The organism is Mycobacterium sp. NS-7484, assembly GCF_001953975.1.
Taxonomy (GTDB): domain Bacteria; phylum Actinomycetota; class Actinomycetes; order Mycobacteriales; family Mycobacteriaceae; genus Mycobacterium.
Genome location: NZ_MBEJ01000084.1, coordinates 1 through 18,945, shown reverse-complemented (window position 1 = coordinate 18,945; position 18,945 = coordinate 1). Strand labels below are relative to the sequence as shown.

Sequence of the window (18,945 nt, the reverse complement as noted above, 5' to 3'; positions counted from 1 at the left end):
CCCTCACATGCCGACCATGTTAGACGAACACGTGTTCGACTCAAGCGGACACGCCGGGGTATCCGGCGTCAGCGACGCCAGTTCGGAAAGTTGTCGAGATCGCGCAGTGTCATGACGAAACCGGTCGCACCAACCGCGATGGCCAGGAGATATCCGATGGCGGCCTGCCATCCGGTCAAGACGGACGCGACCAACCAGCACAGCAGTACCGCTGCGATCACCAGCAGGACACCGTAGAGCGGCGTCCGCATCGGATGGTCACCCAGACCCATACGTCCGGTATACGCCCAAAACCCGAGTAGGAAAAGACCGGTCACTCACCATTGATCGCGGGGCACGTCGAAGTCGGCACATAATGCCCGCCACACCGTGCGCGGTTCCACCCCGTCCTCGATGGCCTGCGCCGGCGTTCGACCGTCGAGGTCGGCGAGCACATGGTCGACGAGCAGCGAGCGCCCCCGGATCGAGCCGAACTGGCCGTCCACGAGTTCATGGAATTCCGTCAACCGCACGCGCCCAACCTACCCAGCGCCGACGAGGGCGTCATGGCACACCCGTACCGGATCTTCCACCTCGGTCACCGAGGCACCGGCCCGCTGGGCGGCCGACCGGTACGACGGCGAGGCCAGCACATCGGCCACCGCCCGGGTCAGCGCCTCACCGGTCAGCGGCCGTACCAGCTGCGCACTGCCTTGGCGCACAACACGATTGGCCAGCTCCCACTGATCACCACCGCCGGGCACCACGACCATCGGCACGCCGGCCAACAAGGTCTTGGACACCATGCCGTGCCCGCCGCCACAGATCACCAGGTCGGCATGTGACAACAACTCGTCCTGACGGCCCAGCCCCACGACGGCCCAGGGCGGCACGTCGACATGGGCCCCACCGAGCCGCGACACCACCACGCGGGCGCCGTCGGGCAGCGTCTGGCCCGGCCGCAGCGACTCCAGCGCCAGCTCGGCCATCCCCTGTGTACCGGTGGTCGCCGTGGATGGCGCCACCACGATCACCGGCCCCGCGCCCGGCGGCACGGTCAGCACCGCGTCGGTCGGTTCGAAGTGCAGTGGACCCACCACCACCGCCTCGGCCGGCCAGTCCGGGCGGGCCACCTCCAGGGCCGGGAGGGTGGCGATCAACCGGCGCACCGGTCCCGGGTCGAGGACGGGCAGGCCGATCCGTGCGCGCACCTCGGCCCGCTGGGCCAGCCCGACCCGCCAGGATCGCGCGGTCAAGGCGCGCATGACGGAATCGCGCAGCCGGCCCCTCAGGCCGACGCCGGGGGCCAATCCGCTGCCGATCGGCGGCAATCCCTTCGATGGCAGATACAGCGGATGCGGGTTGAGCTCCACCCATGGCAACCCGAGCAGTTCGGCGGCCAGTCCACCACAGGCGGTGATCACATCGGACACCACCAGATCCGGGCGCAGATCACCCAGGACAGGCACGTTGAGCTGCGCCATCCGCCCGGCACGTTGATGAATCTTGGCCCCGGCGTCGGCGTCGTCATCGTCGTCGATCGGATCGAGACCGACCAGCTCAACCGCATCGACACCCGCCGCGCGTGCCGTCTCGAGCCATTCCACACCGGTCAGCAACGTCGGACGGTCCCCAGCGGCGGCGAACTTCAGGCATAACGCAAGGGCCGGGAAGGCATGTCCGGGATCGGGTCCGGCGACGATGGCAACGCGCACCGACCTACCCTGCCACAGCACATCCCACTAGGCTTCGGGCATGGCTGACCAATCCACCACGGCCGCGCAGGCCTCGACCACGTCTGTCACAACGGTCGAGACGTTCCTCAACGCGCTGCAGGAGCAGGACTTCGACACCGCGGAGAACGCCCTGGCCCAGAACCTCGTCTACCAGAACGTCGGCCTTCCGACCATCTACGGGCGCAACCGAGCCATGAAGCTCTTCCGGTCGATGCAGGGGCGCACCGGCTTCGAGGTGAAGATCCACCGGATCGCCGCCGACGGCAACGCCGTGTTGACCGAACGCACCGATGCCCTGGTCTTCGGGCCGCTGCGCCTGCAGTTCTGGGTGTGTGGTGTGTTCGAGGTGCACGATGGCCGAATCACGTTGTGGCGGGACTACTTCGACTTCCTCGACATGTTCAAGGCGACCTTGCGCGGCCTGGCCGGCGTGGTGGTGCCGTCGCTACGCACCACTCTGTGAGGCGGTTCAGGCGCGGCGCAGTTGCCCGAGTTCGTCGAACGCCTGCGCCCAGCCCAGCAGCCGGTCGGTAGCGCCGGTCAACTCGTTGCGGTAACGCTGCTGCGACAACGGTGAGGTGTCGCCTTGCCCGCTGTTCACCGTCGACACCAATTGCGCTGCGGCAGTCACCATCTCGTTGTACTGGCGCACGCCTTGCCCGAGCTGAGCGGTGAAGGCGTTGATGGTGGGCACCAGATGCTGCCGAGACTGTGGCGCATTGCTGATCGCACGTTCCATCGCGACCACCTCGGTAGCGGTGGCCGCCATCGTCCGTGCCGTGTGATTGGCCACCGCATTCAGTTCACGCAACTCGTCGGCCGGTAGCATCCGTCCGCGCTCCAACACGCCGAGCAGCGAGAACATCCCCCGCTCCGAGGCCATCAGCGCCGACATGGGCTGCCGCGCCGCAGAACCCCACGGCGGCAACCGACGTCCGGAGACCGGGCGCTGCGGCGGAAGCGGCTCGGCGCGCAGCCAGCGGTAGCGCAACCAGAGCAACGTCGCCGGAAAGGCTGCGCCGGCGGCGATCACACCGGTGATGATCAGGCCCCAGACCGGTGTGCTCCACGACGCCAACAGCGCCGTGACGAGCACCCAGAACACGCTCGACAAGGTGAAGAACACTGCCAGTCGCGCCGCCCACCGCCGTTTGCGCAACAGCTTGGCGCGCGGATCGGCCGCGGCGCTGAGCTTTTCGCTCAATGCTCCGGACAAGTCGGCTGCAGTATCGATGCCCCGCTGCACGCCGTGCTGCAGCAACGACTTCCAGGCGCTCGATCCACCGGTCTTGGTAGCCATGATCTAGAACACTCGAATCACTATTGGCCGAGCGGCTTTTCAGGGTTGGCCGGGGCCGGGTTGGTGGCCGGAGTGGCCGGGGTCGTCGAAGTGGCATCACCGCTGGGCAGGGCGTCGCCGCGCATCGAGGCGCGGATCTGCTCCAGCCGGGAGTGCCCGGCCATCTGGACGCTGGCCTGCTGCACCTCCATCATGCGGCCCTGCACCGAGTTCTGCGCCAGCTCGGCCTGCCCGATGGCATTGGCATAGCGGCGTTCGATCTTGTCGCGGACCTCGTCCAGACTGGGCGTGTTGCCCGGGGCGGCGACCTCGCTCATCGACCGCAATGAGGCGCTGACCTGCTCCTGCATCTTGGCCTGCTCGAGCTGGCTGAGCAGCTTGGTGCGCTCGGCGATCTTCTGCTGCAGCATCATCGCGTTCTGCTCGACGGCCTTCTTGGCCTGCGCGGCAGCCTGCAGCGCCTGATCGTGCAGACCCTTGAGATCTTCGACGCTCTGCTCGGCGGTGACCAGCTGGGCAGCGAATGCCTCGGCGGCGTTGTTGTACTCGGTGGCCTTGGCGGCATCACCGGCCGAAGTGGCCTGATCGGCCAGCGTCAGCGCCTGACGGACGTTCACCTGCAACTTCTCGATGTCGGCGAGTTGACGGTTGAGCCGCATCTCCAGCTGACGCTGGTTGCCGATGACCTGGGCGGCCTGCTGGGTGAGTGCCTGGTGCTGACGCTGCGCGTCCTCGATGGCCTGCTGGATCTGAACCTTGGGATCGGCGTACTCGTCGACCTTGGAGTTGAACAGCGCCATCAGGTACTTCCACGCCTTGACGAACGGATTGGCCATGGGTTCGTTCCGCCTTATCTGTCGGGCTTGCCGGTCAGACCCGTGACCGGGCCTCATTGATTCAAGTTGCCGCAATTATTCTGATGCCAACTTATCGGTTCCGGGCATGACGCCACAGCCCCGCGGGCTGTTCGCATGGGCGTTTCGGCGAAAATGTGCAGTCACCCACGCCACCGCCATCGACCCGGCACCGGGGCCGTCGTCACACCCGCGTCACGCCACCGCCATCGAGACGGCCTGGGGAATGACCACCTTGGTCGAGGCATCGATATGGGCCACGTTCGGCGGCGTCGCCGCGGCGGCGTGTTCGCGCTCGGCCAGGCTCTCGCCGGCGTCGCTGAGCACCCGGGACAGCGGCACATCGAGTGCGTCGCAGATCGCGCTGAGCAGCTCACTGGAGGCCTCCTTGCGGCCCCGCTCCACCTCGGAGAGGTACCCGAGGCTGACCCGCGCCGCATCGGACACTTCACGCAACGTGCGTCCTTGGTCGGTGCGGGCGTTGCGCAGCACGTCGCCGATCACCTCGCGCAGCAATGCCGTCATGGTGCCTCCTTCGCCTGTCTGTCACAGGTTCGCTAAGAGACCAACGCCGCAGGCCACCACGAGGTTCCCGAACAGCCGCAGTTATTGATTTTCCACCAGGACCCGCAGGCGCGAGATCGCCGCGTCGACCGCTGCCCGCCGGATATCCCAGCGTGAACCCGACAGCGACAACTCGATGACCTCGGTGTCCACCGGCCCGGCCAGGCCGATGAAAACCGTGCCCACGGGATGGCCGCCGTGCGGTTCGGGGCCGGCCACACCGGTCAGACCGACGCCCCAGGTGGCGGCGCAGCGCTGCCGGGCTCCGACGGCCAGGGCCCGGGCCGTCGGCGCTGCGACGGGCCCGACCGCGTCGAGCACCTGCGGAGCCACCCCGGCCAACCAGATCTTCGTGTCTTCGTTGTAGGTGATCAGACCGCCCTGCAGGACCGCACTGGCCCCGGGTGCCCCGGCCAGCGTCGCGGCCAGCAGTCCAGCAGTCAGCGACTCGGCGGTGGCCACGCTCTGCGAACGCACGGTCAGATCGGCGACCAGCGCCCGGGCGTCGTCAGTGAGCAGCGGATCGTCCACGGGAATCCCTGATCGCCGAGATGACGTAGTCGGCACCGGTGAGCACGGTCAACACCACCGCCACCCACATGATCGCCCAGGCTACGTCGAGCCAGATGGTGGGCCACGCATGCAGCGGCAGCACGAACAGTCCAATTGCCACGGCCTGCACCAGCGTCTTGAGCTTGCCGCCGCGACTGGCCGGGATCACGCCGTGCCGCAGCACCGCAAAGCGCAACACCGTGATCCCGATCTCACGGAACAGCACCACCACGGTGATCCACCACGGCAGGTCGTCAAGCAGCGACAGCCCGATGAGCGCAGCGCCGATCAACGCCTTGTCGGCGATCGGATCGGCCAGCGTGCCGAATTCGGTGATCATCCCGTAGCTGCGGGCCAACGCACCGTCGAAGTGGTCGGTGATCACCGCGATCGCGAATACCGCGAAAGCCGCGATCCGCCAGCCGGTTTCATGACCGTCGCCGACGAAGAGGAAGACGAGGAAGACCGGAACCAGCACCATCCGCACACCGGTGAGCACATTGGCGAGGTTGGCCACGCGCGCACGCGGGACCACCGGATCGGTAGAAGGTTGGCCCGGCACCGCAACAGAATATCGGTAGCCACAACCGATACTCTTGCGCCTGTGAACCCAGGCAGTGTCGCGTCGCGCAAACACCCTGTGGTGCGCCGCGCCAGCACCTCCGATGTCCCGGCGATCAAGAGGCTGGTCGACGTCTACGCGGGCAAGATCCTGCTGGAGAAGAACCTGGTGACGTTGTATGAGGCGGTCCAGGAATTCTGGGTGGCCGAACTCGACGGTGAACTCGTGGGGTGCGGCGCACTGCATGTGCTGTGGGCCGACCTGGGCGAGGTCCGCACCGTGGCGGTGCATCCGAAGGTGCGGGGCACCGGCGTCGGCCATCTGTTGGTGGAGCGGTTGCTCGATGTCGCCCGCGATTTGCACCTGCGACGAATCTTCGTGTTGACCTTCGAGGTCGACTTCTTCGGCAAGCACGGCTTCGAGGAGATCGACGGCACCCCGGTGACGGCCGAGGTGTACGAGGAGATGTGCCGCTCCTACGACACCGGTGTTGCCGAATTCCTCGATCTGTCCTACGTCAAGCCCAATACGCTGGGCAACACCCGAATGTTGTTGACGCTGTGAAGCGCGCCCCGATTTCCGCCGTATTCATGCGGCGATGAACTGGGATTGGGCCGGCAACCGTCTCCGCGCCACGCGCAGTCTCGAATGAGGAGTGGTCCCCTGATGCGACGAACAGTCCGAATGTTTGCCGTGTTGGCCATGGTGATCGGCCTGGCGACGACGGGGTGTTCCTGGATCGGCGATCGAGTGACGGGCAACCGACAGGAACAGGCCGACGATATCGCGCGGCAAATCCGCTCCATGCCCGGAGTGTCGAAGGTCGAAACGAACTACCGGAAGAACATCACCGAAGGTGAACTCTTCACGCTGCGTGTCTTACTGGACCGGGATGCCACCCCCGCGCAGGCCGCCGAGGTGGGACGCACATTCGTCACCCAGGCCGATGCCGAGGGGTTCGTCACCGCGAACTCTGCAGAGATGGTGCTGTCCTACCCGCTGCCTCCCGGTGAGAACAACCACTTCTCCGACACATCCCAGACCAGTGTCGACATCGCCAACAGACCTACAGATGCAGTTCTCGACGCCGATCAGGTCGCAGCCGAGTTCGCCGACTGGTTACAGGCAGGGCAATCGCGGGTCGCCAAGTAGCCACCAGCGCACCCACCCGGTCAGAACTCGTCCGGATCGTCTTCGGCGTCAGCACCATTGGCGTCGGAATCGCCCCGGATCAGCGCCAGGGTTCCGGCCAGCTCGTCGGGTTTGACGAGCACCTCACGCGCCTTGGAACCCTCCGACGGGCCAACGATGCCGCGGGTCTCCATCAGGTCCATCAGCCGGCCCGCCTTGGCGAAGCCGACGCGCAGCTTGCGTTGCAGCATCGAGGTGGAGCCGAACTGTGAGGACACCACGAGTTCGACGGCCTGCAGGAAGACGTCCATGTCGTCGCCGATGTCCGGGTCGACGTCCTTGCGTTCGCCGGCCTTGGCCGCCGTGACGCCTTCGACGAACTCCGGTGCGGCCTGAGACTTGGTGGCCTCGACGACGGCGTGGATCTCCTCGTCGGTGATGAACGCGCCCTGCATACGCAGCGGCTTGTTGGCACCCATCGGCAGGAACAGGCCGTCGCCCATACCGATCAACTTCTCCGCACCCGGTTGGTCCAGGATCACGCGGGAGTCGGTCAGCGACGAGGTCGCGAACGCCAGCCGCGACGGCACGTTCGTCTTGATCAGACCGGTGACGACGTCCACCGACGGCCGTTGGGTGGCCAGCACCAGATGGATACCGGCGGCGCGCGCCTTCTGCGTGATGCGCACGATGGCATCTTCGACGTCACGCGGGGCGGTCATCATCAGGTCGGCGAGCTCGTCGACAATGGCCAGGATGTAGGGGTACGGCTTGTAGACCCGTTCACTGCCCAGCGGCGTGCTGATCTCGCCGGAGCGCACCTTCTCGTTGAACACGTCGATATGACGCACTCGGGACGCCTTCATGTCCTGATAACGCTGTTCCATCTCCTCGACCAGCCAGGCCAGCGCCGCCGCGGCCTTCTTGGGCTCGGTGATGATCGGCGTGATGAGGTGCGGAATGCCTTCGTACGGCGTGAGTTCCACCATCTTCGGGTCGATCAGGATCATCCTGACCTCTTCCGGGGTGGCCCGCGCCAGCAGTGACACCAGCATCGAGTTGACGAAGCTGGACTTACCGGAGCCGGTGGAACCGGCCACCAACAGGTGCGGCATCTTGGCCAGGTTGGCCGAGACGAAATCGCCTTCGATGTCCTTGCCCAGTCCGATCACCAACGGGTGGTGATCACGACGCGTCGACGGCGCAGTGAGCACGTCGGACAGCCGGACCATCTCGCGGTCGGTGTTGGGCACCTCGATACCGACGGCGGACTTGCCGGGGATCGGGGCCAGCATGCGGACGCTCTCGGTCGCGACCGCGTAGGCGATGTTGCGGTGCAGCGCGGTGATCTTCTCGACCTTGACGCCCGGGCCGAGCTCGACCTCGTAGCGGGTGACCGTCGGGCCGCGGGTGCAGCCGGTGACCGCGGCGTCGACCTTGAACTGTTCGAGCACCGAGGTGATGGCGGCTTCCATCTGATCGTTGGCGGCGGTGCGCAGTTTCGGCGGGTCACCGGCGATCAGCAGATCCAGGGACGGCAGCGTGTAGGGACCCTCGACCACGCGGTCCATCACCAGCGTGTCGTCGGCCGCCTTCTTCGCTTCGGCCTTGGGTTCGGCCTTCTTGCGCCGCGGCTTGACGGCCGGCTCCGGGATGGTCGGGGCGTCGGTGTCCTCGGGCAACGGGTAGTTGTCCATCGGCGTGCCGGCCGGCGTCTTGGGTGCCTCGATGGCAGCCGTCGGCCAGGACTGGGGTTGGGCGTCGCCTCGGGCGACATCGTCGTCGTAGTAGCCGTCGGAGTAATCGTCGGGCCCGTCGTCGTACTCGTCGGCGTAATCCCCGTCGTAGTCGTCGTACTCGTCGTCGTAGCCGTCACGGAATGCCCTGGTGCTGAACATGGCGCGCAGCGTCGAGGGCACTTCCCGGATCGTCGTGCCGGTGATCAGGAGCAACCCGAACAGCACTCCGATGAACAGCAGGGGCGCGGCGATCCACTCGGTCAGGCCGTCCGACAGCGGGCCACCGATGGCGAAGCCGACGAACCCGGCGGCGTGCTGACGGGCGATCGGATCCTGCGGCGACCCCGACCACAGGTGCCACAGCCCGAGCATCGGAAGCGCGATCATCGCCGAGCCCAGGATCAGTCGCGGGCGCGATTCCGGGTCGGGCTCGGTGCGCATCAGCACGACGGCAATGACACCGAGGATGACGGGCGCCAGGACCACCGGGCCGCCGATCAGCGTCCGCAGCGCGGTGTCGATCCACTGCCCCACCGGGCCGGCCGCGTGGAACCACGAGCTCGCGGCGACGACGACGGCGACGCCCAACAGTGCGAGCGCCAGCCCGTCACGGCGGTGGCCCGGCTCGATATCACGGGCGCGGCCCACCGAGCGCGCGGTCGACCCGGCCCCCTTGGCGAGCATCAACCAGCCGGCACGAGCGCCTTGGCCCAGCTTCTGACCGGCCACGGATACCGGCGAGGTCTGCGGGCGTCGGGCGGGCTTGCGTCGCGGCGCAGCCGGTCGGCCCGAGCGGGCCGGCGCCGGACGCCGGGACCCGCCCCGCGAGCTGGCGTTTGACCTGCTCGAACGCGCTCCGGATCGGCCGGCGGTCTTGTTAGCCATGCCTGCAAGCCTAGTCGCATATGCCCCACAACCACCATCTGCCACACGGGTCACAAGACGGTATCGAATGACACTTAGCCATACTCATCGAATTCGCCGCCCTATCGCCTAGGGTGGACACTCGTCCAGTTTCGGCACTCATCGAGGAGTTCTGCACACATGCCAGTTGTCGTCGTCGCCACCATGAAGGCCAAGCCCGAGTCCGTCGACGCCGTGCGCGAGGCCTGCACCAAGGCGGTCGCGGCCGTGCATGAAGAGCCGGGCTGCCAGCTCTATTCGCTGCACGAGACCGACGGCACCTTCGTGTTCGTCGAGCAGTGGGCTGACGCCGATGCCCTCAAGGCACACAGCACCGCGCCGGCGATCGGCGCGCTGTTCGGCACCGTGGGCGAGCTGCTCGACGGCGCCCCCGATATCAAGATGTTGCAGCCGGTCGTGGCGGGTGACCCCGCCAAGGGGCAGCTGCGTAGCTGATGAACGCCGCCGCTCCCCTGGCCGGCAAGGTCGCGTTCATCACCGGCGCCGCCCGTGGCCAGGGGCGGGCCGAGGCCCTGCGCCTGGCCGCCGATGGGGCCGACATCATCGCCGTCGATCTGTGCGACCAGATCGACTCGGTGCCCTATCCGTTGGCCACCCCCGAGGACCTGGCCGAGACCGTCGCGCTCGTCGAAAAGGCGGATGCACGCATCGTGGCCACGCAGGCCGACGTCCGGGATGAAGAGGCGCTTCGGAGTGCCCTGCGAACCGGCGTCGACCAACTCGGCCGGCTCGACATCGTCGTCGCCAACGCCGGGATCGCCCCGATGCAATCAGGGCCCGAGGGCTGGCGCGACGTCATCGACGTGAACCTCAGCGGGGTGCATCACACCGTGGAGGTGGCCATCCCGATCATGATCTCCCAGGGCGACGGCGGATCGATCGTGTTGATCAGCTCGGCGGCCGGCCTTATCGGCATCGGTGGCGGTGATCGCGGTTCACTCGGCTACACCGCCGCCAAGCACGGGGTGGTCGGACTGATGCGCGCATATGCCAACCACCTTGCGCCGCATAGCATCCGAGTCAACACCATCCATCCCACCGGGGTGGACACACCGATGATCAACAACGACTTCACCCGGTCCTGGCTTCGACAGGTTGCCGAAGAATCCGACACCCCCACCGACATGGGCAATGCCCTGCCGGTGGGCGCGCTGGCCGCCGAAGACATCGCCAACGCGGTGGCGTGGCTGGTATCGGATCAGGCCCGCTATGTCACCGGGGTGACGCTCCCGGTGGATGCGGGCATCGTGAACAAGCGTTAGCAGGCAACCAATGCGTCGAGCTCTGCGGCGTCGGCGCCGGCCAGCCGGCGGTGCATCGCCTTGGCGATACGTCCGGCCTGGAGCTTGGCCCGTTCGGCGTGCGGGCCCTGATAGAGCTCGTCGACGGTCTCGGTCCACAACGTCAGCCATCGCACGAAATGTCGCGCCGCCAACGGATGGCGGCTGTGCAGATCACGGTGCACGGTGAGCGCACTACCGTGGTAGAGGCCGGCCCGAAACAGCACGGTCTCCCAGAAATCGCACATGACCGGCAAGTGGGAGCGCAGACCCTTGGCGCGCAATTCGGCGAACGGGTCGGCAAGCACCGGGTCCGACAGCGCCTTGCCGTAGAAGCGCCACAACAGCAACTCGACGTCGTCGCGGCCTGTCAGGTCCTCAGCCATCGGAGGAAAGCCTTCCTGGGCCGGTTGCCCGCCCTAGTTTCTACAACCGTTTCTTGTATAAACTGTAACCATGATCTCTGCGATCGGGAAGCGTCGAGTCGACGTCCTGCGCACACTGAAAGCCTCGGACGACCCGATGACGATTGCGCAGATAGCTGCCGAACTCGCAGTCCACGCGAACACCGTGCGGTTTCACCTCGAGCATCTAGAGGCTGCCGGGCAGGTGGAACGTGTCGAACCTCACCAACGCACTCCGGGCCGGCCCGCGCAGCTGTATCAAGCGGTGCGTCGCATGGACCCGACCGGACCGACGCGCTACCGGCTGCTCGCCGAAATCCTGGCCAACGGATTGGCGGTCGACGACGACCCCGCGGCCAAGGCCCGCGTGATGGGTCTCGCCTGGGGACGCACGATGGACAAGCCGGCAGATGACTCCCCCGTCGAAGCCTTGGTGCGTCTGCTCGACGACACGGGTTTCGCTCCGGAACCACCTGCGGACGGCCGACTCAACCTCCGCCACTGCCCGTTTCTCGATCTCGCCCGGACCCGGGCCGCGGTGGTGTGCCCGATCCACCTCGGCCTCATGCAGGGCGCGCTGGAAAGCTGGCAGGCGCCCGTTGCCGTGGAGCGGCTCGACGCCTTCGTCGAACCGGATCTGTGCGTGGCCCATCTGGGCCCGAAAGGAGATTGATTATGAATGCCGGTCTGGCTGTCGCAGTCGCGGTCGCCTTCTGCTGGCTGGGCATGGTGCTGGCGATCTCGTTCATCGAGGCGCCGTTGAAGTTCCGGGCACCTGGTGTGACGCTACAGATCGGACTCGGCATCGGCCGCAGGGTTTTTCGTGCCCTCAATTCCGTGGAGGCCGCCTTCGCCGTCATCGTCATCGTGATGTTCGCGCTGCACCGGCCATCCGCAGCAGTGATCACCGCTTTCGCAGTTGCCATCGTGGCGCTGGCCGTTCAACTGATTGCGGTGCGGCCCAAGCTGACTCAGCGCTCGGACGCCGTGCTGGCGCTTGCCCCGGGTGAGGAGCCGGCCGGGCGGTCCCAGGTGCACTACGTCTACGTCGCGTTTGAACTCATCAAAGTGATCGCCCTGCTGACCGGCGGAATCCTGCTACTTGCCGGCTGACTCCACCGACGGTGTATCGACCCGGACCACAAGGCCTTTCGAATACGGCCGGTGCGGGTCACGCGGATCGGTCTCGGGAAGAATCAGACGCCAGCCCTGGTTCGGGTTCTTGTCCCCGGCCACCAGAAAACCGCCCCGGGCATCGGGACCGGCCAGTTCGTCGGCACTGCGAATCCGGCCGCCCGCGAACAGATCCCCAGCCTGGTCAAGTGCTGCCGGATCCGCAGCCAACCGTCCGAGCCAGGAGACGATCACATCATGCGCGTATGCCGCCTGCGCAGCCGGCAACCGGACGTCGATCAGGATCGCCGTCTTGGCATCAGGCACACCGGCGGGATACACGTCGCACAGGATTCCGCCGCGCATCACCCGGTCGTAGAAACGACGCATCAGGATGGCCGGCATGAGTTTGGTGCCGCCGAACAAGAACGCGAACCACACTGCCACAAGCACTGTGAACACAACCATGTTCTGGTGATCACGGGTTGCGATGGCGTAGTCCACCACACACAGGAGGTATGCCGCGCCGATGGCCATCATCGTCACGAACGCACGGAACAGGTGCGGATACTCCACTGCACGTTTGATGTCGTCCGCTGAGTTGAGCGGAGGAATCGGACGGCGACGCTCGAAGGCACCTGTGGGGAGGCTCACCAAGCCAATCTAACGGCTGTAGAGGGCCGCCCAGTGCATCAATTCGGCTAGATCTCGATGACCGTCGGCACAATCATCGGCTGGCGCCGGTAGGTCTCCCCGACCCACTTGCCCACCGTGCGTCGGACGGCCTGGGCGATCCGGGTCGGGTCCGTGATGTTGTCGGCGGCAAGGCTTTCCAGCTCACGCTCGACGTTGCGGGCTACCGGTTCCAGCGCCTTGGGGTCCTCGGAGAACCCGCGGGAATGCAGGTGGGCCGGACCGGCGGGTTTGCCGGTATCGCGATGCACAACCACCGTGACCGCCACGAAACCCGATGAGAGGATGAGGCGTTCACCCAGCGTGGCGTCACCTACGTCGCCGGTGATCAACCCGTCCACGAACATCTTGCCGACAGTCACCGCGCCGGCGATCGACGCCCTACCGGCCACCAGGTCCACGCTCACCCCGTTCTCGGCGAGCACGATGTTCTCCGGCGGTACCCCGGTGCTGGCGGCCAGCGCCGCATTGGCCCGTAGATGACGCCAGGTACCGTGCACCGGCATCACGTTGCGCGGCCGCACGCCGTTGTAGAGGAACAGCAGCTCCCCTGCATAGGCGTGACCCGAAACATGCACTCGCGCTTGGGCATTGGTCACCACTCGGGCGCCGATCTTGGCCAGCGCGTCGATCACCCCGTAGACCGCTTCCTCATTGCCCGGGATCAACGACGAGGACAGGATGATCAGATCGCCTGCGGTCAGCGTGATGCTGCGGTGCTCGCCCCGCGACATCCGGGACAACGCGGCCATCGGTTCGCCCTGGGTGCCCGTGGTGATGAGCACAACTTTTTCCGCCGGCATCATCTCGGCGGCCCCGATATCGAGGATGTCTGCGTCGGCCACCCGCAGATAACCCAGCTCTCGCGCGATGCCCATGTTGCGCACCATCGAACGTCCGACGAACGAGACCCGCCGGCCCAGCGCCACCGCGGCATCGATGATCTGTTGCACGCGATCGACATTCGAGGCGAAGCAGGCCACGATCACCCGGCCCTCGGCGCCGCGGATCAACCGATGCAGGGTCGGACCGACCTCACTCTCGGACGGGCTGACACCCGGGTGTTCGGAGTTCGTCGAGTCGCACAGAAACAGGTCCACCCCGGCGTCGCCGAGCCGCGACATGCCCGGCAGGTCGGTCGGGCGTCCGTCGAGCGGCAGCTGGTCGAGTTTGATGTCACCGGTGTGCAACACGGTGCCGGCCCCGGTGTGGATCGCCACCGCCAGACAACCGGGAATCGAGTGGTTGACCGCGAAGTACTCGCACTCGAAGACGCCGTGGCGGCTGCTCTGCCGCTCGGCGACCTCGACGAACACCGGTTTGATGCGGTGCTCACGGCACTTCTCCCGGATCAGTGCGATGGTGAACTTGGACCCCACCACCGGGATGTCGGGGCGCAGCTTGAGGAGGAACGGAATCGCTCCGATGTGGTCCTCGTGGGCGTGGGTGACGACGAGTGCTTCGACATCGTCGAGCCGGTCTTCCACGTGACGCAGATCGGGCAGGATCAGGTCGACACCGGGCTCATCGTGCCCGGGAAACAGCACCCCGCAGTCCACGATCAACAACCGGCCCAGGTGCTCGAACACCGTCATGTTGCGGCCGATTTCGCTGATTCCGCCCAACGCGGTAACTCGCAGACCGCCGGGGGCCAAGGGCTTGGGAGGCGCGAGTTCGGTGCTCACTATCGCAACACCGCTGCCGCACGCATATCGGCGGCCAGCGCCTCGATGTCAACGGGGCTGGCGGGAATCTGCGGCAGCCGCGGCAGCCCCGCATCGAACCCCTGCAAGCGCAGACCTTCCTTGGACATGGTGACCCCGCCGAGGTGGGCCTGGGCGCGGGCCAGCGGAGCCAACGACAGGTTGATCTTGCGAGCGGTGGCGACGTCTCCAGAGTTGAACGCAGTCAACATATCTCGCAACTGACCGGCAGCCAGGTGCCCCCAGACGCTGACGAAGCCGACGGCGCCCATGGCCAGCCAGGGCAAATTCAACGTGTCGTCGCCCGAGTAGTACGCCAGTCCGGTCTCGGCCAGGATCTGGCCGCCGCCGTGCAGATCGGCCTTGGCATCTTTGATGCCCACGATGTTGGGATGCCCGGCCAGGATGCGGATGGTCTCCCACGCGATCGGGATCGAGGACCGCGGCGGGATGTCATAGAGCAGATTGGGCACGTCCGTGGCGTCGGCCACCGCGGTGAAGTGCGCGATCAGACCGGCCTGCGGGGGCCGCGAGTAGTACGGCGTCACGACCAGCAGACCGTGCGCCCCCTCGGCCGCGCTGGCTTTTGCCAGGTGCACACTGTGGGCCGTGTCATAGCTGCCGGCGCCGGTGATGATCCGGGCCCGATCCCCGACGGCCTCGAGCACCGTGCGCAGGAGCGCGAGCTTCTCCTCATCGGAAGTGGTCGGCGATTCGCCGGTGGTTCCCGAGAGCACCAGGCCGTCACAACCGGCGTCGACCAGGCGATTGGCCAGGCGAGCAGCGGTATCGAGGTCCAGCGAGCCGTCGGGCTTGAACGGGGTCACCATTGCGGTCAACACCGTGCCCAACTGCGCTGTTACATCGATTCCGCTCGTACTCACGCGCCAAGATTACCCCGGCCGATTCGGTCCTCCGTCGCCGTCCTGACCGGTGGCTCCGTCAAGCCTCCGTCGCCAAAGGAGACGTTGCCACCTCACTGCCGTCCGCCATCGTCGAAATCTCGAAATCGGAGAACACCGCCGGGGCCGCCTCGAGGAGCTCGCGCAGGCAGGCGATGGCCAGCCGGCGGATCTCCACGTCGGCATGTTCACTGGCCCGCATCGCGATGAAGTGGCGCCAGGCGCGGTAGTTCCCGGTGACCACGATGCGCGTTTCGGTGGCGTTGGGCAGTACCGCCCGGGCGGCTTGACGGGCCTGCTTGCGGCGCAGCACAGCGTTGGGTTGGTCAGCGAACTTGGCTTCCAGACGCGTCAACAGTTCGGCGTAGGTCGCCCGGCTGGCGTCGGCGGCCTTGGTGAAGATCTCGACCAGCTCCGGATCGTCCTCGAACCCCGGCGGGACCACGACCTCGGCGTCGTTCTCCGGTACATAGCGCTGTGAGAGCTGTGAGTAGGAGAAGTGCCGGTGGCGGATCAGCTCGTGGGTGGCCGATCTGGAGATACCGCTGATGTAGAAGGACACCGAGGCGTGTTCGAGCACCGAGAAGTGCCCGACGTCGATGATGTGGCGGATGTAGCCGGCATTGGTGGCGGTTTTCGGGTTGGGCTTCGACCAGCTCTGGTAGCAGGCCCGGCCGGCGAACTCGGTGAGCGCGGGCCCGCCCTCGGCATCGGTGCTCCATGGCACGTCCGGAGGGGCCACGAATTCCGTCTTGGCGATCAGCTGCACGCGCAGCGGCGCGATCTCGGCCACAGAATCACCTTACTGTCGGCACCCCGAGTGCTCAGCAGCGTGTCGCTTTCTACCGCTGGGGTGTTGACCGGCCGCTTCACGTCTCCGTTGTGCACCGGTTTCCACATCAGGGTCGTGGTTCGGCGCGTGCAACAACCCCACGGTAGAAACCGGCGGTGAGCCACCCGCCGTCGCGGCCTACACCGGACTTGTCGGACCCCTCATCTTTACTGTCCTGTTCCCCGGACACCGGGCGGCGGGTTCACAGCTTGGACCCTGCCCCGCCGCCCGGCCCACCCGCCTGAGAAGGAAGGTCTATCGATGCTACGCAAAGCCGCCGGACCAACGGACAGCTGTGCCGACACTGTTCAGCGAAAAGTCCTGGCCCCGTTGATCTTCGGCACCACCGCCGTATTCGCACTCGCCGGTTGTGTGTCACCGGATCGAGTCTCGAAGGCTCCCGCGGGCACCCCGATCTGGGATACCGGGCTGTCCTCGTCGTCGACCCCGTCACCGGCCGCGTTGCCGCCCAGCGCCGCAGACTTCGTCGTCGGGGTGGTCATCACCGAACAGAAGTGCTTCGGCTCGGCCGGCTGTAACTACCGCTACACGATCAACCCGCAGTACATCAGCGCAAAGCCACTGCCGGAGAAGACAACTGTGGTTTTCAAGGTGACCGGTGGCGACCAAGATCAGGTCGGCAATTTCACGATCGATGCCGACGGCACGGCGACCTTCGACCGCGAGACCGGCATATCCGGTCCCGAGGGCGCCGACCTGCGGGCCACGGTCACACAAGTGCTGCCCGGGCGATGACGGACCGACGACATGGTCGCTGATCGAGGGGCAGCGACCATGTCGTCTCCCTCTTCTGTCCCCCGATCGGCGGACCTCGGTTGGGCCGGAACATCGCCCGATCAGACGACAGACGCCGGACACCCGTTCGACCACGATTGACCTACAGATACAGGAGGAATGAGATGACCTACCACGTCATGGATCTGGTTTGCGAGCGCGCCAATGAGCGGGACTGGGAACTGATCTTCGACAGCGGCCCGAACAGCGATCAGCGCACCATCGTGTGGGAGCACCTGTGCCCGGACGAAGCCGGGCAGCCCGTCGAGTTGGAGATCACGTTCAACGTGGACGGCCGGGTGGTGCAGACCGAGAAGCGTCAGGGCGGCATGTGGTGCCAGCGCACGACGCCCACCTCCGATTACGCATCGACGGAGGTTCATCTCGAGACTCTCAGCATGATCTGAGCCGGACCCCGCCGCTTTCTGCACCTGGGCTGCTGATCGACAACAGGCACGACCCAGGCGTGGAAAACGGCACACGTCAACGACGCTGGGACGCCGGCTCAGTCGACGAGGACGCCGGCGCGGCGCATCGCGGCCGAGATGTGTTCGAAGTCGATCGCCAGATGTGCACGTGCCAACGCTCTGATCATCGGTTACGTGTTGATCAACGCCGACGCGCTGGCCAAGATCGGCGGGGCCGTGTGGCTCGTCATCGGTGCGATCGTGTTTGCCACCAACGTGTTCCGAGGACGCGGGGTGCCTGAACTAGCCGAGGAGCCGGCGGCAGAACCCGCTCGATGAGGGCGCTGCAGATGATCTGATCCGGCGATCTGGCTCCGTGCCGCGGGGATTGTTGGCATCCTTGGTCAACTATGGGCGACTTCGGGATCGTCGGCGCGTGGGTCATGCTCGCCGTGGTGATCCTCGGCGCGGTGGCGCTGGCCATCGGCAGCGTCCTGCTGGCCAGCCGCGTCATCGCGCGTGACACCCGCCCCGAACACAACTCGGTGTTGTCGCCGTTCCTCACAGTCGTCGGACTTGTCTACGGTGCGCTGCTCGGGTTCACGGTGGTGGTCGGATGGCAGCAGTACCTGTCGGCCGAGACCAACGTCTCCAACGAAGCCTCGACGTTGGTCACCATGTATCGCCAGACGGTGGCCATGCCGCAGCCCGAACAGGGGCAGGTCCGAGAGCAACTTCGCCGGTATGCCGCCGCGGTTCACGGCCCCGAATGGGGCAAGGAAGAGTTCGGTCCGATCAGCAACACCGGCCGGCACGCGCTCACCGAGATGTACCGCATCGTCGGCACCGCACCGTCCGACGGGACAGCAAGCACGATCAACAGCCAGTTTCTCAACCAATTGGCGGTCCTCACCTCGGACCGCAGCGCACGAATCCTCAACTCAAATCCGAGGATTCCGACGCTACTGTGGTGCGCCCTGATCTTCGGAAGCCTGGTTGTGATCAGCCTTGCCAGCTTCATGCGGCTGGCGAACAGCCGTGCTCACCTGATTCTGGTCAGTGCGGTGACCGTCCTGCTTTCGTTGTTGCTCTTCCTGATATTCATGCTGGACCACCCGTACGGCCCCATGGGCGTCACCCCGCACCGGTTCGAACACGCCGTAATGGTGTTCGATCTGATCGATCGCGGAACCTGAGGCGCTCAACCGAGGGCGTGTCGCAGAGCCGTAGCAAGGTCACCGCGCTCACCGACCGTGACATCGCCGACGCCCAGCCAGCCGGCCATCGCCCGCAGCTCCCCCGCCAGCGCGGGCGCTACCCGTGCCGCGTCCTGACCTTCCTCGGTGAACGCGCCCAGCACCTGCAGGGCGGCGTCCGTGCGTTTGAGGTCCACCCGCGCCACCAGTTCCCCGTCGAGCAGGAACGGCCATACGTAGTAACCAAATTGGCGTTTGGGCGCCGGAGTCCTCGTCGAC

Annotated in this window: 25 protein-coding genes and 1 pseudogene; 11 read left to right on the top strand and 15 right to left on the bottom strand. The window is 66.3% G+C overall.

Going from position 1 to position 18,945, the window contains the following annotated elements; translation table 11 throughout:
* Positions 1-68: 68 nt before the first annotated feature.
* From A5733_RS15125 to A5733_RS15115, 3 genes are read right to left on the bottom strand one after another with little or no spacing between them, the layout of a single operon-like run.
* The gene (locus tag A5733_RS15125; RefSeq protein ID WP_067767058.1) at positions 69-272 is read right to left on the bottom strand and encodes a hypothetical protein; all 204 of its coding nucleotides are present in this window, start codon (positions 270-272) and stop codon (positions 69-71) included.
* 45 nt (positions 273-317) lie between these two features.
* Positions 318-512 carry a DUF3046 domain-containing protein gene (locus A5733_RS15120; protein WP_067767019.1) on the bottom strand — a complete coding sequence of 65 codons (195 nt, stop codon included), beginning with the start codon at positions 510-512 and terminating at the stop codon, positions 318-320.
* A 9-nt stretch (positions 513-521) separates the two neighbouring features.
* A complete protein-coding gene (locus tag A5733_RS15115; protein WP_076240693.1) occupies positions 522-1,694 on the bottom strand; it encodes a glycosyltransferase in 1,173 nt (390 codons plus the stop codon).
* A 40-nt stretch (positions 1,695-1,734) separates the two neighbouring features.
* Between A5733_RS15115 and A5733_RS15110 the strand changes: the two genes are divergently transcribed.
* On the top strand, positions 1,735-2,178 hold the full coding sequence (locus A5733_RS15110; protein ID WP_067767016.1) for a limonene-1,2-epoxide hydrolase family protein: 444 nt from the start codon (positions 1,735-1,737) through the stop codon (positions 2,176-2,178).
* A 6-nt stretch (positions 2,179-2,184) separates the two neighbouring features.
* Here A5733_RS15110 and A5733_RS15105 read toward each other — a convergent pair whose 3' ends face one another.
* The 5 genes from A5733_RS15105 to pgsA form a co-directional block, all read right to left on the bottom strand.
* The gene (locus tag A5733_RS15105) at positions 2,185-3,015 is read right to left on the bottom strand and encodes a hypothetical protein (protein WP_076240686.1); all 831 of its coding nucleotides are present in this window, start codon (positions 3,013-3,015) and stop codon (positions 2,185-2,187) included.
* A gap of 20 nt (positions 3,016-3,035) precedes the next feature.
* Positions 3,036-3,851: a phage shock protein PspA gene (gene pspA / locus A5733_RS15100; RefSeq protein WP_076240685.1), complete on the bottom strand. Its 816-nt coding sequence runs from the start codon at positions 3,849-3,851 to the stop codon at positions 3,036-3,038.
* Positions 3,852-4,064: 213 nt separating this feature from the next.
* On the bottom strand, positions 4,065-4,394 hold the full coding sequence (gene clgR / locus A5733_RS15095; protein WP_067767007.1) for a transcriptional regulator ClgR: 330 nt from the start codon (positions 4,392-4,394) through the stop codon (positions 4,065-4,067).
* 81 nt (positions 4,395-4,475) lie between these two features.
* Positions 4,476-4,964 (bottom strand): CinA family protein, encoded by a 489-nt coding sequence (locus tag A5733_RS15090; protein WP_067767004.1) that lies wholly within the window; start codon positions 4,962-4,964, stop codon positions 4,476-4,478.
* Positions 4,942-5,547, bottom strand: coding sequence for a CDP-diacylglycerol--glycerol-3-phosphate 3-phosphatidyltransferase (gene pgsA, locus A5733_RS15085; RefSeq protein ID WP_142254012.1), 606 nt, complete (start codon positions 5,545-5,547; stop codon positions 4,942-4,944). The genes A5733_RS15090 and pgsA overlap by 23 nt, the downstream gene beginning before the upstream one ends.
* Before the next feature lie 42 nt (positions 5,548-5,589).
* Between pgsA and A5733_RS15080 the strand changes: the two genes are divergently transcribed.
* Positions 5,590-6,111 (top strand): amino-acid N-acetyltransferase, encoded by a 522-nt coding sequence (locus A5733_RS15080; RefSeq protein WP_197508208.1) that lies wholly within the window; start codon positions 5,590-5,592, stop codon positions 6,109-6,111.
* A 102-nt stretch (positions 6,112-6,213) separates the two neighbouring features.
* A complete protein-coding gene (locus A5733_RS15075) occupies positions 6,214-6,699 on the top strand; it encodes a hypothetical protein (RefSeq protein ID WP_233152700.1) in 486 nt (161 codons plus the stop codon).
* A gap of 20 nt (positions 6,700-6,719) precedes the next feature.
* Here A5733_RS15075 and A5733_RS15070 read toward each other — a convergent pair whose 3' ends face one another.
* Positions 6,720-9,302, bottom strand: a complete 2,583-nt coding sequence (locus tag A5733_RS15070; RefSeq protein ID WP_198938830.1) for a DNA translocase FtsK — start codon at positions 9,300-9,302, stop codon at positions 6,720-6,722.
* A 159-nt stretch (positions 9,303-9,461) separates the two neighbouring features.
* Between A5733_RS15070 and A5733_RS15065 the strand changes: the two genes are divergently transcribed.
* A complete protein-coding gene (locus tag A5733_RS15065; protein ID WP_067766992.1) occupies positions 9,462-9,776 on the top strand; it encodes a putative quinol monooxygenase in 315 nt (104 codons plus the stop codon).
* Positions 9,776-10,603 carry a mycofactocin-coupled SDR family oxidoreductase gene (locus tag A5733_RS15060; RefSeq protein WP_067766989.1) on the top strand — a complete coding sequence of 276 codons (828 nt, stop codon included), beginning with the start codon at positions 9,776-9,778 and terminating at the stop codon, positions 10,601-10,603. Before A5733_RS15065 ends, A5733_RS15060 begins: the two co-directional genes overlap by 1 nt.
* Here the strand turns inward: A5733_RS15060 and A5733_RS15055 are convergent.
* The gene (locus A5733_RS15055) at positions 10,600-11,007 is read right to left on the bottom strand and encodes a group III truncated hemoglobin (RefSeq protein WP_076240682.1); all 408 of its coding nucleotides are present in this window, start codon (positions 11,005-11,007) and stop codon (positions 10,600-10,602) included. The genes A5733_RS15060 and A5733_RS15055 overlap by 4 nt on opposite strands.
* 70 nt (positions 11,008-11,077) lie before the next feature.
* Here A5733_RS15055 and A5733_RS15050 point away from each other — a divergent pair, with 70 nt between their 5' ends.
* Together A5733_RS15050 and A5733_RS15045 are read left to right on the top strand one after the other, a co-directional pair.
* Entirely contained in the window at positions 11,078-11,698 is a 621-nt protein-coding gene (locus A5733_RS15050) for a metalloregulator ArsR/SmtB family transcription factor (protein WP_076240681.1), read from the top strand.
* A 2-nt stretch (positions 11,699-11,700) separates the two neighbouring features.
* Positions 11,701-12,138 carry a hypothetical protein gene (locus A5733_RS15045; protein WP_067766980.1) on the top strand — a complete coding sequence of 146 codons (438 nt, stop codon included), beginning with the start codon at positions 11,701-11,703 and terminating at the stop codon, positions 12,136-12,138.
* Here the strand turns inward: A5733_RS15045 and A5733_RS15040 are convergent.
* From A5733_RS15040 to thyX, 4 genes are read right to left on the bottom strand one after another with little or no spacing between them, the layout of a single operon-like run.
* Positions 12,124-12,792 carry a hypothetical protein gene (locus A5733_RS15040; protein WP_142254011.1) on the bottom strand — a complete coding sequence of 223 codons (669 nt, stop codon included), beginning with the start codon at positions 12,790-12,792 and terminating at the stop codon, positions 12,124-12,126. The genes A5733_RS15045 and A5733_RS15040 overlap by 15 nt on opposite strands.
* A gap of 47 nt (positions 12,793-12,839) precedes the next feature.
* On the bottom strand, positions 12,840-14,516 hold the full coding sequence (locus A5733_RS15035; RefSeq protein ID WP_076240679.1) for a ribonuclease J: 1,677 nt from the start codon (positions 14,514-14,516) through the stop codon (positions 12,840-12,842).
* A complete protein-coding gene (dapA, locus tag A5733_RS15030; RefSeq protein WP_076240678.1) occupies positions 14,516-15,418 on the bottom strand; it encodes a 4-hydroxy-tetrahydrodipicolinate synthase in 903 nt (300 codons plus the stop codon). The genes A5733_RS15035 and dapA overlap by 1 nt, the downstream gene beginning before the upstream one ends.
* Positions 15,419-15,476: 58 nt before the next feature.
* Complete coding sequence (gene thyX, locus A5733_RS15025) at positions 15,477-16,229, bottom strand: FAD-dependent thymidylate synthase (RefSeq protein WP_067766968.1); 753 nt, start codon at positions 16,227-16,229, stop codon at positions 15,477-15,479.
* A gap of 300 nt (positions 16,230-16,529) precedes the next feature.
* On the opposite strand from thyX, the gene A5733_RS15020 reads away from it, so the two are divergent.
* From A5733_RS15020 to A5733_RS15005, 4 genes are all read left to right on the top strand, one after another.
* Complete coding sequence (locus A5733_RS15020; RefSeq protein WP_233152699.1) at positions 16,530-17,024, top strand: hypothetical protein; 495 nt, start codon at positions 16,530-16,532, stop codon at positions 17,022-17,024.
* 164 nt (positions 17,025-17,188) lie between these two features.
* On the top strand, positions 17,189-17,470 hold the full coding sequence (locus tag A5733_RS15015) for a hypothetical protein (RefSeq protein ID WP_067766965.1): 282 nt from the start codon (positions 17,189-17,191) through the stop codon (positions 17,468-17,470).
* A gap of 195 nt (positions 17,471-17,665) precedes the next feature.
* Positions 17,666-17,809, top strand: coding sequence for a hypothetical protein (locus A5733_RS15010; RefSeq protein WP_233152698.1), 144 nt, complete (start codon positions 17,666-17,668; stop codon positions 17,807-17,809).
* A gap of 71 nt (positions 17,810-17,880) precedes the next feature.
* Positions 17,881-18,666 (top strand): DUF4239 domain-containing protein, encoded by a 786-nt coding sequence (locus A5733_RS15005; protein WP_067766958.1) that lies wholly within the window; start codon positions 17,881-17,883, stop codon positions 18,664-18,666.
* 5 nt (positions 18,667-18,671) lie between these two features.
* On the opposite strand, the pseudogene A5733_RS15000 reads toward A5733_RS15005, so the two are convergent.
* Positions 18,672-18,945: pseudogene (locus tag A5733_RS15000) on the bottom strand (winged helix-turn-helix domain-containing protein); the annotation flags it as partial.